Source organism: Thalassobius sp. Cn5-15 (assembly GCF_022347685.1).
GTDB lineage: Bacteria > Pseudomonadota > Alphaproteobacteria > Rhodobacterales > Rhodobacteraceae > Thalassobius.
Map to the genome: position 1 here is coordinate 420,410 of NZ_JAKRGF010000001.1, position 14,004 is coordinate 434,413.

Below are 14,004 nucleotides of genomic sequence, written 5' to 3' on the forward strand. Positions count from 1 at the left end.
TATCATTCTGCCGCTTCAGAGGCGTCGGGACTGGATTTGGGCGTGTCGCCTTCACCACCCTCTGCCGGAACTGCATCCGCCTTGGGCTTGCGCGGACGGCGGGGTTTGCTGGCACGCTTCGGCTTTTCGGATTTGTTTTCCGGCGTTTCCACCAGACTGCTTTCACTGTCGCCGCCCTCTGCTTCAGCAGCGGGCGCGCCGTCCAGAAGGTCAGGCTGTTCGCCAGTGCCGACTGCGGCAGATTCGCGTTCCTGACGGGCCGCACGTTCACGGTCACGCTCTGCCTGACGTTCGCGGTTTTGCTGTTCCTGCTGTTCGCGGCGCGCATCCTGTTCTTTCTGCGCTTGGCTCAGCAGGCGCAGATAGTGTTCAGCGTGCTGCTGAAAGTTTTCGGTCGCAACGCGATCGTTTGCCAGCTGCGCATCACGGGCCAACTGGTTGTATTTGTCGATAATCTGTTGCGGCGTCCCGCGCACCTTGCCCTCTGGGCCGGAGCTGTCAAAGACCCGGTTTACAATGTTTCCAACCGACCGATTGTTGTTGCGGTTCGATTTGGACCGAGAACGGGATTTCGAAGATCTCATGTTACTGCTGTCCAGCCTTAAAATTTCAACATGTCGGGTCCGCTTCACGCCTCTTGCGCTCTTGTACCTACCGGGGTCCGACATTTGTGGCTTGGCGTCGAGGGGGAGCGTTGAAGCATCCATCTTCTCGACATCCCCTGCGTAGCGGTGAAGGCGGCGTCTGACAAGTCCCCAGTGCGAAAAATCGCCAAAAGAGATGCTTTTTTGCCAAGCGACGGGGGGGTTAACAGGCTTTGGCGGCTCATTTTAGCCGATATTGCGTCCCCGAACGACACGGTCGCGCCCATCCATATCCGGCAGGATCTGTACGTCAATCAGTCCCGCATCGGCAAAGATCTGCGCCACATCCGGCCCCTGTTTCCAGCCGATTTCCACCAGAATGCAACCACGCGCCGTCAGGTGGTGCCGCGCGCCTTTGGCAAGGATACGGTAAGGAGACAGCCCATCACCGCCTGGCGTCAGCGCAAGATGGGGGTCATGGTCCAGAACCTCTGGGCTTAATTCCGCCATCTCAGCGTCCGAGATATAAGGTGGGTTTGAAGTAATCAGATCAAACTGCCCCGTCACCCGCGCGAACCAATCCGATTGTATCAGCGTCAAACGATCCTTTAAGCCCAGTGCGTCAGCGTTCTGCATCGCCACAGACAAAGCCTCAGGGCTGATATCGCAAGCAACGCCAGCAGTTTCGGGCCATTCAGCCAGTAGGGTCAGCGGAATGCAGCCAGTGCCGGTGCCGAGATCGAGGAGACGCTGTGGCGCTGGCAGGTCCAGCGCGGCGGCAATCAGGCTCTCTGTTTCCGGTCGCGGATCCAGAACGTGATCAGTTACGATGAAGGACCGACCCCAAAACAGACGCTCACCGATGATCCTTGACACCGGTCGATGGACGACACGCTGGTTTATAACTTCCTCAAACCTTGCGGCGAGATCATCACTGACCTCCTCCGGTCCCATTAGCACCAGCTGGTCGCGGGCAACCCCCAAAACATGGGCTAGCAAGGGCCGTGCATCGCCTGCGTCAATCCCAGCATGGCGCAGGCGACGGCCAGCGGCAACCAGCAGCGCCTGAACCGTGCTCATGCGTCCATCTCTGCCAGCAAGGCGGCCTGATGATCGGCGGTCAGTGCATCAATGACCTCATCCAGATCGCCCTGCATGACCTGTTCCAGTTTGTAGAGCGTCAGGTTGATGCGGTGATCGGTCATCCGCCCTTGAGGGAAGTTATAGGTGCGAATGCGCTCGGATCGGTCGCCCGATCCAACCTGCGATTTTCGGTCGGCAGAGCGTTCGCTATCAATACGCTGTCGCTCCATATCATACAGACGCGTTTTCAGAACCTGCATCGCAATCTCTCGGTTACGGTGCTGGGATTTTTCGGAACTCGTGACCACGATGCCACTGGGCAGGTGGGTGATCCGCACGGCGGAGTCGGTGGTGTTCACGTGCTGCCCGCCGGCACCAGAGGACCGCATGGTGTCGATGCGGATGTCGTTCGCATCGATCTGAATATCCACATCCTCTGCCTCTGGCAGAACAGCCACTGTTGCGGCAGACGTGTGAATACGCCCGCCGCTTTCAGTTTCCGGCACGCGTTGCACACGGTGCACGCCGCTTTCGTATTTCAAACGGGCAAAAACGCCCTCGCCCTTCACATGGGCGGTGACCTCTTTGATGCCGCCCAGCTCTGTCTCGGACAGTTCAATCACCTTGAACGACCAGCCCCGCGCCTCTGAATAACGTTGATACATCCGCAGCAGATCACCAGCGAACAGCGCCGCCTCATCACCACCGGTGCCGGGGCGGATTTCGATCATCGCAGGGCGCGCATCCGCCGCATCCTTGGGCAATAGCGCCAGTTGCAGCGCCTCTTCGGCGGCAGGCAGGGCCGCCTTGAGCGCGGGCAGCTCTTCCTCTGCCAGCTCCTTCATATCCGGATCGTCCAACATCTGTTCTGCCTCTTCGAGGTCGGCAAGCAGCTGTTTATAAGCGACGATTTGTTCCACCACAGGACGCAACTCTGCATATTCGCGCCCTAGCGCGGCGATATCGCCGCCGCCTTCGGCCATCTGTGCCTCGATATAGCCGAAACGGCCGGTGATCTGTTCTAGTCGGTCCAGTGAAATCATAGGGCTGGTGTTTCGTATTCTGACAATTTGGTCAAGGGTGCGGGATATGATAGGATGGCGGCATGCGACAGTTTCAGGACATCATTGTGCCCTCGGGTGTTGTGGCGGTGTTGGCAACCGTGTTGATCGGGGCCGCTCCCCGCGCGGCGCTGGCACAATCAAGCCCGGTGAACGCGGTAAAATCCGGCATCGATAATTTTGGAAACATCAAAACGGTAGAGTGTTATTGCACAGACCGCATGCGTACACGGTTTGAACTGGGTCAGCGGATCTGCATGGAGGTCGATGGCCGCAGCTTTACGGCGGAATGTCAGATCTCGGTCAATGTGCCGATGTGGCGCGAAGTGGGCGAAGGATGTGAGACCTCCGCCCTGCCCCTGATGTCTGAGCCGGACAAGTCGATGAACTAAGCGCTTATTGCGCCGCGGCCAGCCATGCGGCAACGCGTTTGCCATTCACACCCAGATCAGATTTGCCAAAGCGCAGACGGGCATGGATCGCGACACCGTTTTCGCGTACCTCAACCGTGGTCAAATCAGGAAACCCCCACAGGAGGCTGCGGGTCACATAGGTGATACGGCCCTCTTGCACCGAACCAGCCAGAACCGATGTCCGCTCCCAGCCCTGCGCCACCTGATGCAGCGAGGCGAGCGACACATCCGCAATACGGATCACGCCGCCGTCGAAATCCTGATCCGCGTCGCCTTCGACCGTTGTGTGCCAGACGTCAACTGCAATAGGTGCAAGACGTACATAGACCATAAGGCCCGCGATCACCGCGAGCATAAAAATCAACCATTTCATTGCATTCCCTTTCTCGGTCGGAGCGCCCTTGCCCCCCATAAACGATTGAAAGCGTGTTAGAACAGGCGTTCCGCGGCGTCCTCAGACGATATGCCTCAGGCAGGCCGCGGCCTAAGCAGGCTGCGCAGTTTCCACCAAACGGGCAAAGAACGACGCACCGATCGGGCTGATTTCATCATTGAAGTCATATTTGCTGTTGTGGACCGCCGGGCCTTCGCCGGCGCCAAGGAACAGATAAGCGCCTGGCCGCGCTTCCAACATATACGAAAAGTCCTCGGCGCCCATGCCGCGGCTGATATCATCAATCACATTGTCCGCGCCGACCACTTCACGCGCCACATCCGCAGCAAAACTGGTGTTTTCGGCCTTGTTCACCGTAGCCGGATACCAGATTTCGTAGTCCAGCTTGGCCTCGACTCCATAGGCGGGACCTAAGCCATCACAAATCTCTTGCATCCGCTGCATCACCATCGCCTGCACCGCCTTGTCAAAGGTGCGCACGGTGCCGTTGATATAGGCGCTCTCTGGAATGATATTTTCAGCAGACCCTGTGTGAATCTGCGTGACCGAAATCACCAGATCGTTCAGCGCATAATGGTTGCGGCTGCTGATCGTCTGGATCGCCTGCACAACCCCCACGGCAGCAACCACCGGATCCTTGGTTTCATCGGGATGGGCACCGTGGCCACCAACGCCCGTAATGTTAATGTGAAAGGTGTCAACGGCGGCCATGATCGGACCAGGCGTGGTCTGAAATTCGCCAAACGTCTCGCCCGGGGCGTTGTGGATGCCATAAACCTGCTGGATCCCGAACCGGTCCATCGCTCCTTCATCTACCATGACGCCACCGCCACCGCCGTCCTCCTCTGCAGGCTGAAAGATCAGTGCAACTGTGCCGGTGAAGTTTTTGGTTTCATTCAAATATTTTGCCGCACCTAACAGCATCGTAGTATGACCGTCATGGCCGCAGGCGTGCATCTTGCCCGCCACTTTCGACGCATACGGCAGGCCTGTTTCCTCGTCCATCGGCAGGGCATCCATATCAGCACGCAATCCGATGACTGGACCATTGCCGTCATGCACAGATTCTTTGGCTCCCTTGCCACGGATCAGTGCGACAATACCAGTTTTAGCGATGCCGGTATGAATTTCGGTCACACCGAATTCCCGTAGCTTGCTTTCAACAAAGGCGGCGGTTTCAAAGCAGTCAAAGCCCAGTTCTGGGTTTTCATGCAAATGACGGCGCCATGCGGTCATCTCTTCGGCGTAGGCGGCGATGCGGTTGATCACAGGCATCTTGGCGGTTCCTTCATTAGGTGGTTAGTGATGGTCTAGCGTGGAAATGTGTGAATGCAAATGCCGCAGGATGACGGGGTTAATCGCTGGCACGCAACGCGGGCTTCCCCTCTTGGCGCACAGGCCGTAGGGTGGCCCCAACATATCAGCCAAGAGAGTGCCCAGATGACCAAGACCCGAGATGATGCGCTGATCCATTCCCCAAACGGCGGCATGCCGCGCCTGTTGGAGATTATGCGTGCACTGCGGGATCCCGACAGTGGCTGCCCGTGGGACATCGAACAGACATTCGCCACCATCGCACCTTATACGATTGAAGAAGCCTATGAAGTGGCTGACGCAATTGAGCGCAAGGAATGGGGGGAGTTGAAGGGAGAACTGGGTGATCTGTTGTTTCAATCTGTTTTCCACGCGCAGATGGCCGAAGAGGCGGGCTTGTTTACCTTTGATCAGGTGGCTGACACGATGTCGGACAAAATGGTTGCCCGCCATCCGCATGTCTTCGGCGATGAAAGTCGTGAAAAATCGGCAGATCAGCAAGTGAGTGATTGGGAAACGATCAAGGCCGCGGAGCGTGCTGGCAAAGCACAGAAGGGCGCATTGGACAGTGTTGCTGTTGGACTGCCTGCCCTGCTGCGCGCGGTGAAGCTGCAAAAACGCGCCGCGCGCGTAGGCTTTGACTGGCCCGATGCTGGCGCGGTGATCGACAAGATCGCAGAGGAAACGCAGGAGTTGGTAGAGGCCCGCGACACTCTGACCCAAGTGGAGGTGGAGGAGGAATTTGGCGATCTGCTGTTTGTTATCGCCAATCTCGCGCGTCATCTGAACGTCGAACCGGAGGCCGCGCTGCGGGCCGCAAACAACAAGTTTATCCGCCGTTTTGAAGGCGTTGAGGCGAAACTGGCTGCGCTCGGCAAACGTCCAGAGGACAGTTCTCTGGCGGAAATGGATGCTTTATGGGATGCCGTGAAGGTGGATGAGCGTTCTGCTGCCGGAAAATCCTGATATTTTAATTCAGGTATTGACGACGCGGCTGCAGTGACCCAGTTATTTCGCCAATCATAATTGCACCTTCAAAGAGGCCCTCATGCTGACCAAGAAAACCCTGTTGCCGCTGGTTCCCCTTGCCATCGCTGCCACCTCCGCTCAGGCTGAAGGTGAGGTGAACGTGTATTCCTATCGCCAGCCTGAACTGATCAAACCGCTGACCGATGCCTTCACCGAAGAAACCGGTATCAAGGTCAACGTCGCTTATCTGAAAAAAGGGATGGTCGAACGCCTGCAGGCCGAAGGTGATCGCTCGCCCGCAGATTTGGTCTTTACCGTTGATATTTCGCGCTTGGCTGCGGTTGTGAACGCCGGGGTGACCCAGCCCGTCACCTCTGACGTGTTGTCGGCAAACGTGCCCGACATCTACCACGACCCCGAAGGTCACTGGTGGGGCCTGACCACCCGCGCGCGTATCGTGTACGCATCGAAGGATCGGGTCGCCGAAGGTGAGATCACCACCTACGAAGATCTGGCCGACCCAAAGTGGAAAGGCCGCATCTGCACCCGGTCTGGCACTCATCCTTACACCATCGCGCTGGCTTCCGCCGTACTGCATCACCACGGTGAAGAAGCCGCCAAAACCTGGCTGGAAGGTGTGAAAGCCAATCTGGCGCGCAAACCGCAGGGCAACGACCGCGCACAGGTCAAGGCGATCTGGTCCGGCGAATGCGATATCTCACTGGGCAACACCTACTACATGGGCAAGATGTTGAAGGACCCCGATCAAAAGGCGTGGGCCGAAAGTGTGAAGATCACCTTCCCCACCTTTGAAAACGCAGGCACCCACGTGAATATTTCAGGCGTTGCAATGACCAAGGCGGCGCCGAACCGTGACAACGCGCTGAAGATGATGGAATTCCTTACCTCGCAAAAGGCGCAGGAAGTCTACGCCGACGCAAACTTTGAATACCCGATCGCACCCGGATCGGAGGCAAACGAACTGGTCCAAAGCTGGGGGGCATTCACCCCTGACAGCGTCAACCTGATGGATCTGGCAGCACAGCGCGCCACCGCGCTGAAGCTGGTGGAACAGGTCGATTTCGACAACTGATCCGCCTGGCGAATGTATACGCCGCGATCAACACTGTATTAAGAAACAGGCCTCGCGGGGCCTGTTTTTCGTTAAGCTCTTCTGCTTAGATGTTTAATCCCTTTGCGCCTTGCACGCGATAAAGGCTTCTGCGTAGGGTGAGGCCAACAGATTATAACGGCCAGCAGGCCAATAGGTATACGGATTATAGATTATGGCGTCGCAAGATAATGCACAGGCCGCCGCCGCGCGTGCGGACGAAATTCGGCGTGAGGCGCTGGCGCAGCTCGCCTCCCCGCAAAAAACCTACAAAGCCCGCGCTGCAGTGATTGAACTGGGCGAACTGGCCGACACCTTCCCCGAGTTGGAAAAAGACCTCCCCTTCCTTCAGGCACGCATTCTGGCCACTCTGGCACGCGGTGGCCGCGTCAGGCAGGCACAAAAACCACTCTTTCGGCTGTTTCGCGCGTCACTGGAATGCGCAAAACCTGAGGTGTATCAACAGTTCGAGAAGGTCTTGAAGTACATCTGCGACAGAGACGGTCAACTGGACGGTCTGCATTTCCACCGCAGCTTCAGTGAATTGGACCACGATACGATCTGGGCTGACATTGGCGCGGGGATTGAAAAGTTGCGGGCGCACGGCTATGAGGCGTTCTTAAACTCCGGAACCTTGTTGGGAGCCTATCGCGACAAGAAACTGATTTCCTACGATGATGATGTGGATCTGGGCCTCTGCTTTGAGGCGGACAGTGCCGAAGATGCAGCGGAGAAATGGTTTGCCTTGACGGCTGACCTGGCCGAAGCAGGACTGCTGAGTGGGGAACAGACCCGGAACCCCGCCACACGCAAACTGAAATCGGACGGCCCTTATAACATCGACCTGTTCCCTGCGTGGAACCAGAACGGGCGGTTTCACATTTACCCCTATTGCGCCGGTGATCTGGCGACCGACAGTTTCCTGCCGACCCAAATCTGCGAAACCACAGGCCTGCCCATTCCAAACCGCCCCGATGAGGTGCTGGCGCAAAACTATGGCGAGGGCTGGGCGCAGCCGGACCCGGGATTTGTGTTCCGCTGGGGGCTGGCAAACCGCCAGTTCAAGGCCTTCCGCGAGCGGTTGGAGGCCTTGGAGGCGGACTAAAATCGGCCAACCTCGGCATTCGGCTTGATTGCGCCACCGTCTGCGCGGAAAATGGCGCATTTTCCGTGACCTACTGCGACCAGCGCAGCTAGACATCCCTGTATTTTGCCGCCACTCTGCCGTTCACGCAACGGAGGCAGCAGATGGCGGCGCAGAAAATCATCATTGATACCGATCCCGGACAGGACGACGCGGTCGCTATCCTTTTGGCGCTTGCCAGCCCGGAAGAAATTGAGGTGCTGGGCATCACAGCGGTTGCGGGCAACGTGCCGCTGGCGCTGACAGAAAGCAACGCGCGCCGAATCTGCGAACTGGCCGGACGGCCTGACGTAAAGGTGTTTGCCGGCTGCGATCACCCTATGGGCCGCGTATTGGTAACCGCGGAACATGTGCATGGGGAAACCGGCCTGAACGGCCCCACGCTTCCCGATCCAACTATGCCTCTACAGGATCAGCACGGCGTTGATTTCATCATTGAAACGCTCCGCTCAGAACCCATTGGCACGGTAACACTATGCCCGCTGGGACCGCTGACCAACATCGCCACCGCGTTTGAACGCGCGCCGGACATTGTCGAGCGGGTGAAGCAGATCGTATTGATGGGGGGCGCTTACTTTGAGGTTGGCAACATCACCCCCGCAGCCGAATTTAACATTTACGTCGATCCACAAGCGGCTGATATCGTGTTTAAATCCGGTGCTAATATTGTCGTGATGCCACTGGACGTGACCCACAAAGCGCTGGTCACAACGTCGCGCAACGACGCTTTCCGCGCTGTTGGCAATCGCGTCGGCATCGCGGTGGCAGAGATGACCGATTTTTTCGAACGCTTTGATAAGGAAAAATACGGCTCCGAAGGGGCGCCGTTGCATGATCCCTGCGTCACGGCGTATCTGATCAATCCCGACCTGTTCTCCGGTCGCCATATCAACGTGTCGATCGAAACCCAATCCGAACTGACCATGGGCATGACCGTTGCCGATTGGTGGGGCGTCACCGACCGCGCGCCCAACGCGTTGTTTATGGGCGATATTGACGCTGATGGTTTCTTCACCCTGTTGCGAGATCGGATGGCCCGCTTATGACTGCGCTGCGACTGGCGCGGCCGGATGATCTGCCTAAGTTGCTGCCGCTGGTTGAGGCTTTTCATGAGCACATCGGCGCCCCAACAAAGACTGATCACTGTGAATCTGCGCTTTCCCCCCTGCTAGAAGGCAACCCGCTGGGCGTGGTCTACCTGATCGGACCGCGCATCGCGCCGATTGGTTATATCGTAATCAGCTTTGGCTGGTCCGTGGAATATGGCGGTATGATTGGCACCGTGGATCAGGTGTTTCTGCGCCCGTCCGTGCGCGGGCGCGGGATTGGTCATGAAGTGTTAAGCGAACTGCCAAAAGCGCTGGCTGATGCAGGGCTAAAGGCGATGAATGTCCAGATCCCCTTCGATGATGAAGCCGCACAACGATTTTACAGCCGCCTGCATTTCAAGCAGCGCAACGGGATTATTACTCTGACACGCGAAGGCTAAACGTCGCTTTTGCGATTGCCTTCGGGCGGACGCACGTTACCTTCGCTCCATGACACTACAGATCCCCTTTCAGAACAGCTACGGCACCCTGCCGGATCGTTTTTACACCCGCCAGACAGCAGAGCCGGTGCGCGCACCCGAGTTGCTGGCCTTTAATGAAGGCTTGGCTGCCGATCTGGGCATTACAGCAGGATTACCTGAGGAGATGGCGCAGGTGTTTGGCGGTAACAAAGTGCCGGAGGGTGCCGATCCGCTCGCGCAGATTTATGCGGGCCACCAGTTCGGCGGGTTCTCTCCGCAACTGGGGGATGGTCGTGCGCTGCTGCTGGGCGAAGTGTTGAAGACTAACGGTCAACGCGTTGATATTCAAATGAAAGGGTCGGGGCGCACGCCCTATTCCCGCAACGGCGATGGGCGCGCGTGGCTGGGTCCGGTGCTGCGGGAATATCTGCTGAGTGAGGCGTTTCATGCCCTCGGCATCCCTACAACCCGCGCGTTGGCGGCCGTCGCTACTGGCGAACGCGTGCAGCGTGAAACCGGCCTGCCCGGTGCGGTGCTCACGCGTGTGGCAAGCAGCCATATCCGCGTGGGTACTTTCCAATATTTTTACGCGCGCCGGGATCTGGAGGGGTTGCAAGCGCTGTATGACTACACCCGCGATCGCCATTATCCGCAGGCTGAAACGCCTCATGACTTGCTGCGAGCGGTGATCGCACGACAGATCAAACTGGTGGTACAATGGATGGGCGTCGGGTTCATTCATGGGGTGATGAACACCGACAACACGACCTTGTCGGGTGAAACAATCGACTTCGGCCCGGCAGCGTTTATGGATAAATTTCATCCAGTTACCGTCTATAGCTCTATCGACCATCAGGGGCGCTATTCCTATGACAATCAGGTAAACATCATCTGCTGGAACATGGCGCAACTGGCGTCCTGTCTGGTTCCCTTGATGTCCGACGGCGACGCAGCGGTTGCTGCGTTCACCGAAATCGTAAATACCATGCCCGAGCAGATCCGCACTGAGTGGTTGCGGGCGTTTGGGCAGAAAATCGGCATTGCCTCGGCCACGACTGAGGATGAACCGCTGATTGGCGACCTACTGCGCCTGATGACACAGCAAGAGGCAGATTTCACCAATACTTTCCGTGCTTTGTCAGAAGATGCGGAGATCAAGAACGTCAGCGATCCCGCCGCCTTCGCTGTCTGGCGGGCACGCTGGCGGCAACGTATCGCGGCAGAGGATGCGCCGCAGGACCTGATGTGTCGGGTGAACCCTGCTGTGATCCCACGCAATCATCGGGTGGAGCATATGATCACGGCAGCTGTTGACGGCGATATGGAGCCATTTCACCGGTTAATGCGTGTATTGTCGAAACCCTATGCCCTGGCCGTGGCAGACGCTGATCTCACCGCGCCACCACAGCCTAACGAGGTGGTTAAAGCGACCTTCTGCGGGACCTGACACTCAAGGCGTTAGTCTTTGAAACGATTACGCAAACGGCGCGGGAAAAGCCGCGGATTGTTGCGCACAAATTCCTCAATCACCGCCGCCAGACCGCGCCGGCGGTTTTGATATTTCAAATAGGCCCAACCTGCGCTTGCACCGATCAGTGCGCCCGCGGCGTCAACGATTAGATCGCCCATCGTGTCCATCAGGCCGGATTTCTGCATATTAAGGCCAAAGAGCTGATCCATGCCAAATTCGAACACTTCCCAAAACGCACCGATAGCTATTGCAAAACAGAACGCGAAAAACGCCATAGCAATGGGGGGTGCAGCATAGGCATCGCCTTGAAACATCATGAAAATCAACACGAAACCGATCAAGCCGAACCCAACTGCGCTGCTGCCGTGCATGACCACATCCCACCACCAGAAAGCTTCGTAGAAATCAAACACCTCGCCCAGAAACAGCGTCCCTCCGACAAAGGCGACAATGGCTGCGATGAAACTTGGCGGCACCTTGATATCGGCCCAGCGGGCGACAAACAGTGGCGCCAGTGACACCGCCAGCGTGCCAAAGGACACAAAAGCAACCGACCACCGCCCCGCAAGTAGCGACACTGCGCCAAAAAGCGCCAATAGCGTCCAGATCGCGCGCGCCAACAATGTTTGTTCGCTAAACAGGGTTCACTCTCCGTCGGTGATGACTATCTTGGGTCTATGACAGCTGCCTCAGTATCGCCTTTCCGCGTCGCCAGTTACAACCTGCAAAAATGCGTCGGTCTTGACCTGCGTCGCAGACCAGGCCGCAGCCTTAAGGTGATCGAGGCGCTTGGCGCCGATCTGGTTGTGCTACAAGAGGCGGACAAGCGCCTACCGCCCCGTCCTGCCGCGCTCCCTCATGGTCTGGTCGAGGCACACGGCTGGCAGGTTCTGCCGTTTGGGCAGGTGGGCGGGTCTTTGGGCTGGCATGGCAATGCCATGCTGGCACAGCCCGGTATCACTGTCTTGCACACTGATCATATTGATCTGCCGGGGTTGGAGCCGCGCGGCGCGATCTGCGCCGATCTGGACACGCGATCCGGCCCCTTGCGCGTGGTCGGCACCCATCTGGGCCTGATCCGCCGCCACCGCCTGCTGCAACTGGCAGCGATCCGTCGCCATCTGGACACGCTCGCGCCGATGCGCACGTTGATTGCGGGCGATTTCAACGAGTGGGGCAATGAGCAACCGCTTTCGGCTCAGTTGGGAAATATGCAGGTGCTGGCCACGCCCGCCAGTTATCCCGCGCCGCGCCCAATCGCGGGGCTAGATCGTTTTGCGTTATCGCCGGATCTAACAGTTGTGAGCGCAGGCGTGCATCGGCAGCGCCCTGCGCGCATCGCTTCTGACCACCTGCCGGTCTGGCTGGATCTGGTGGCGTGAAGGAGATGCGAAAGTGATGTTCGCAAGGCCTGATCTTTGCGCATTGGCCCTCTTGCACCCTGCCCCACAGCCCGCTATCAGCGCAGCCCGAATCCAGCTGTGGCCAACCACACGTCTAGCGGTTAAATAGGAACCATTGACACGCCAAGCACAAAGCAGGCGACCAGAGGACAGACATGAGCGAAACGATCATCTCACGCTGCGAAGCCATGGGCCTGCGGATGACCGATCAACGCCGTACGATTGCGGCCGTGCTGGAAACCTCTGCCGATCATCCTGACGTCGAAGAGCTATATGCCCGCGCCTCCGCCCATGATCCGCGCATTTCTATCGCAACGGTCTATCGGACGGTAAAACTGTTCGAAGAAGCAGGCATTCTGGACAAACACGAATTCGGCGACGGTCGCGCCCGCTATGAAAGTGCCGAGCGCGAACATCACGACCACCTGATTGACTTGCAAAGCGGCGAGGTTATCGAATTCTGCGACCCCGAGATCGAGGCGCTGCAGGAAAAGATCGCTGAAAAGCTGGGTTACCACCTGAAGGGACATAAGCTGGAACTTTACGGCGTGCCGATTAAGAAGGCATGAGCGGCGGGCGGGTTTACCGTGACTTCCGGTGCTTGCCCTGCAGAAGCGGGCACACTAACACAGTCTAGATCCCGCGAACAAAGGCCAGTCCATGAACAACCTGCAAAGCATCATCCTTATGGTGGTTTCGATGCTGTTTTTTGCCATCGAAGACCTGTTTTTGAAACAGCTCACCGCGGTGATGCCTGTCGGTCAGGTGATCGCACTATTGGGCGCTGGCGGTGCGTTTATGTTCGGCCTGATGGCGCGGCGCAAAGGCGAACAGCTGTTCCCCCGCGGCGCCGGTACCGCGGTTCTATATTGGCGCACCGCTGCCGAAGGATTGGGGTCTATCTTTATCGTTGGCGCGTTGGCGCTGGTGCCGCTGACCACCTTTTCCACCGTGTTTCAGGCCAGCCCGCTGGTGATCACACTGGGCGCCGCATTGTTTCTGGGCGAAACCGTGGGCTGGCGGCGCTGGTCGGCGATTGCGGTTGGTTTCCTTGGCGTGTTGTTGATCATCCGACCGGGCACCACGGCCTTTGATCCGGCCACGCTGTTGGTGTTGGGGGCGGTGGTGATGATTTCGGTGCGCGACGTGATTTCTCGGCGGTTGCCGAAGGATACGCCATCCACTGTGGTGTCGTTTCAGGGCTTCGGGTCGCTGGTGATTTCCGGCCCACTCTTGATGCTGGGCCTGGGCGACCTCCCGGTGATGGTCAGCAGCCATAACTGGGGCATCATGGCGTTAACAGTATCGGTCGGCATGGCGGGATATTATGCCATCGTGATGGCCACACGGATTGGCGATGCTTCAGCGCTCGCGCCGTTTCGCTACAGCCGGATGGTATTTTCGATGACACTGGGCATTTTGATTTTGGGAGAGAGGCCAGAAATGATGACCTATGTTGGTGCCGCACTGATCATCGGGTCCGGTTTTTACACCTATATCCGCGAACGACGTTTGTTGCGCCGTGCGGCGCCTACGGCGTAAACGCC

General features: G+C 57.9%; 16 protein-coding genes. 10 read left to right on the forward strand and 6 right to left on the reverse strand.

What is annotated here, in order from left to right:
- Positions 1-2: 2 nt before the first annotated feature.
- The 3 genes from MHM86_RS02000 to prfA form a co-directional block, all read right to left on the reverse strand.
- Positions 3-584, reverse strand: coding sequence for a DUF4167 domain-containing protein (locus MHM86_RS02000; RefSeq protein ID WP_239195199.1), 582 nt, complete (start codon positions 582-584; stop codon positions 3-5).
- A gap of 246 nt (positions 585-830) precedes the next feature.
- Positions 831-1,664, reverse strand: coding sequence for a peptide chain release factor N(5)-glutamine methyltransferase (prmC, locus tag MHM86_RS02005; protein WP_239195201.1), 834 nt, complete (start codon positions 1,662-1,664; stop codon positions 831-833).
- Positions 1,661-2,710: a peptide chain release factor 1 gene (gene prfA, locus MHM86_RS02010; RefSeq protein ID WP_239195202.1), complete on the reverse strand. Its 1,050-nt coding sequence runs from the start codon at positions 2,708-2,710 to the stop codon at positions 1,661-1,663. Before prfA ends, prmC begins: the two co-directional genes overlap by 4 nt.
- Positions 2,711-2,772: 62 nt before the next feature.
- Here prfA and MHM86_RS02015 point away from each other — a divergent pair, with 62 nt between their 5' ends.
- On the forward strand, positions 2,773-3,120 hold the full coding sequence (locus tag MHM86_RS02015) for a hypothetical protein (RefSeq protein ID WP_239195203.1): 348 nt from the start codon (positions 2,773-2,775) through the stop codon (positions 3,118-3,120).
- Positions 3,121-3,124: 4 nt separating this feature from the next.
- On the opposite strand, the gene MHM86_RS02020 is transcribed toward MHM86_RS02015, so the two are convergent.
- The gene (locus MHM86_RS02020) at positions 3,125-3,514 is read right to left on the reverse strand and encodes a DUF1499 domain-containing protein (protein WP_239195204.1); all 390 of its coding nucleotides are present in this window, start codon (positions 3,512-3,514) and stop codon (positions 3,125-3,127) included.
- A 111-nt stretch (positions 3,515-3,625) separates the two neighbouring features.
- Positions 3,626-4,810 (reverse strand): M20 aminoacylase family protein, encoded by a 1,185-nt coding sequence (locus tag MHM86_RS02025; RefSeq protein ID WP_239195205.1) that lies wholly within the window; start codon positions 4,808-4,810, stop codon positions 3,626-3,628.
- 165 nt (positions 4,811-4,975) lie between these two features.
- Between MHM86_RS02025 and mazG the strand changes: the two genes are divergently transcribed.
- The 6 genes from mazG (at position 4,976) to MHM86_RS02055 (ending at position 11,030) form a co-directional block, all read left to right on the forward strand.
- A complete protein-coding gene (mazG, locus tag MHM86_RS02030) occupies positions 4,976-5,815 on the forward strand; it encodes a nucleoside triphosphate pyrophosphohydrolase (protein ID WP_239195206.1) in 840 nt (279 codons plus the stop codon).
- 82 nt (positions 5,816-5,897) lie between these two features.
- Positions 5,898-6,911 (forward strand): Fe(3+) ABC transporter substrate-binding protein, encoded by a 1,014-nt coding sequence (locus MHM86_RS02035; RefSeq protein WP_239195207.1) that lies wholly within the window; start codon positions 5,898-5,900, stop codon positions 6,909-6,911.
- A gap of 193 nt (positions 6,912-7,104) precedes the next feature.
- A complete protein-coding gene (locus MHM86_RS02040) occupies positions 7,105-8,034 on the forward strand; it encodes a LicD family protein (RefSeq protein ID WP_239195208.1) in 930 nt (309 codons plus the stop codon).
- A 143-nt stretch (positions 8,035-8,177) separates the two neighbouring features.
- Entirely contained in the window at positions 8,178-9,119 is a 942-nt protein-coding gene (locus tag MHM86_RS02045; RefSeq protein WP_239195209.1) for a nucleoside hydrolase, read from the forward strand.
- The gene (locus tag MHM86_RS02050; RefSeq protein WP_239195211.1) at positions 9,116-9,562 is read left to right on the forward strand and encodes a GNAT family N-acetyltransferase; all 447 of its coding nucleotides are present in this window, start codon (positions 9,116-9,118) and stop codon (positions 9,560-9,562) included. Before MHM86_RS02045 ends, MHM86_RS02050 begins: the two co-directional genes overlap by 4 nt.
- Positions 9,563-9,611: 49 nt before the next feature.
- Positions 9,612-11,030: a YdiU family protein gene (locus tag MHM86_RS02055; RefSeq protein WP_239195213.1), complete on the forward strand. Its 1,419-nt coding sequence runs from the start codon at positions 9,612-9,614 to the stop codon at positions 11,028-11,030.
- 11 nt (positions 11,031-11,041) lie between these two features.
- On the opposite strand, the gene MHM86_RS02060 is transcribed toward MHM86_RS02055, so the two are convergent.
- Positions 11,042-11,674 (reverse strand): hypothetical protein, encoded by a 633-nt coding sequence (locus MHM86_RS02060; protein ID WP_239195215.1) that lies wholly within the window; start codon positions 11,672-11,674, stop codon positions 11,042-11,044.
- 57 nt (positions 11,675-11,731) lie between these two features.
- Between MHM86_RS02060 and MHM86_RS02065 the strand changes: the two genes are divergently transcribed.
- From MHM86_RS02065 to MHM86_RS02075, 3 genes are all read left to right on the forward strand, one after another.
- Positions 11,732-12,436: an endonuclease/exonuclease/phosphatase family protein gene (locus MHM86_RS02065; RefSeq protein ID WP_239195217.1), complete on the forward strand. Its 705-nt coding sequence runs from the start codon at positions 11,732-11,734 to the stop codon at positions 12,434-12,436.
- 176 nt (positions 12,437-12,612) lie between these two features.
- Entirely contained in the window at positions 12,613-13,026 is a 414-nt protein-coding gene (locus tag MHM86_RS02070; RefSeq protein WP_239195219.1) for a Fur family transcriptional regulator, read from the forward strand.
- A gap of 91 nt (positions 13,027-13,117) precedes the next feature.
- Entirely contained in the window at positions 13,118-13,999 is an 882-nt protein-coding gene (locus tag MHM86_RS02075; protein WP_239195221.1) for a DMT family transporter, read from the forward strand.
- Positions 14,000-14,004: the final 5 nt, after the last annotated feature.

Coding starts and splice junctions, on each gene's coding strand:
- MHM86_RS02000 (WP_239195199.1), bottom strand. CDS start 584: ATGAGATCTTCGAAATCCCGTTCTCGGTCCAAATCGAACCGCAACAAC.
- prmC (WP_239195201.1), bottom strand. CDS start 1,664: ATGAGCACGGTTCAGGCGCTGCTGGTTGCCGCTGGCCGTCGCCTGCGC.
- prfA (WP_239195202.1), bottom strand. CDS start 2,710: ATGATTTCACTGGACCGACTAGAACAGATCACCGGCCGTTTCGGCTAT.
- MHM86_RS02015 (WP_239195203.1), top strand. CDS start 2,773: ATGCGACAGTTTCAGGACATCATTGTGCCCTCGGGTGTTGTGGCGGTG.
- MHM86_RS02020 (WP_239195204.1), bottom strand. CDS start 3,514: ATGAAATGGTTGATTTTTATGCTCGCGGTGATCGCGGGCCTTATGGTC.
- MHM86_RS02025 (WP_239195205.1), bottom strand. CDS start 4,810: ATGCCTGTGATCAACCGCATCGCCGCCTACGCCGAAGAGATGACCGCA.
- mazG (WP_239195206.1), top strand. CDS start 4,976: ATGACCAAGACCCGAGATGATGCGCTGATCCATTCCCCAAACGGCGGC.
- MHM86_RS02035 (WP_239195207.1), top strand. CDS start 5,898: ATGCTGACCAAGAAAACCCTGTTGCCGCTGGTTCCCCTTGCCATCGCT.
- MHM86_RS02040 (WP_239195208.1), top strand. CDS start 7,105: ATGGCGTCGCAAGATAATGCACAGGCCGCCGCCGCGCGTGCGGACGAA.
- MHM86_RS02045 (WP_239195209.1), top strand. CDS start 8,178: ATGGCGGCGCAGAAAATCATCATTGATACCGATCCCGGACAGGACGAC.
- MHM86_RS02050 (WP_239195211.1), top strand. CDS start 9,116: ATGACTGCGCTGCGACTGGCGCGGCCGGATGATCTGCCTAAGTTGCTG.
- MHM86_RS02055 (WP_239195213.1), top strand. CDS start 9,612: ATGACACTACAGATCCCCTTTCAGAACAGCTACGGCACCCTGCCGGAT.
- MHM86_RS02065 (WP_239195217.1), top strand. CDS start 11,732: ATGACAGCTGCCTCAGTATCGCCTTTCCGCGTCGCCAGTTACAACCTG.
- MHM86_RS02070 (WP_239195219.1), top strand. CDS start 12,613: ATGAGCGAAACGATCATCTCACGCTGCGAAGCCATGGGCCTGCGGATG.
- MHM86_RS02075 (WP_239195221.1), top strand. CDS start 13,118: ATGAACAACCTGCAAAGCATCATCCTTATGGTGGTTTCGATGCTGTTT.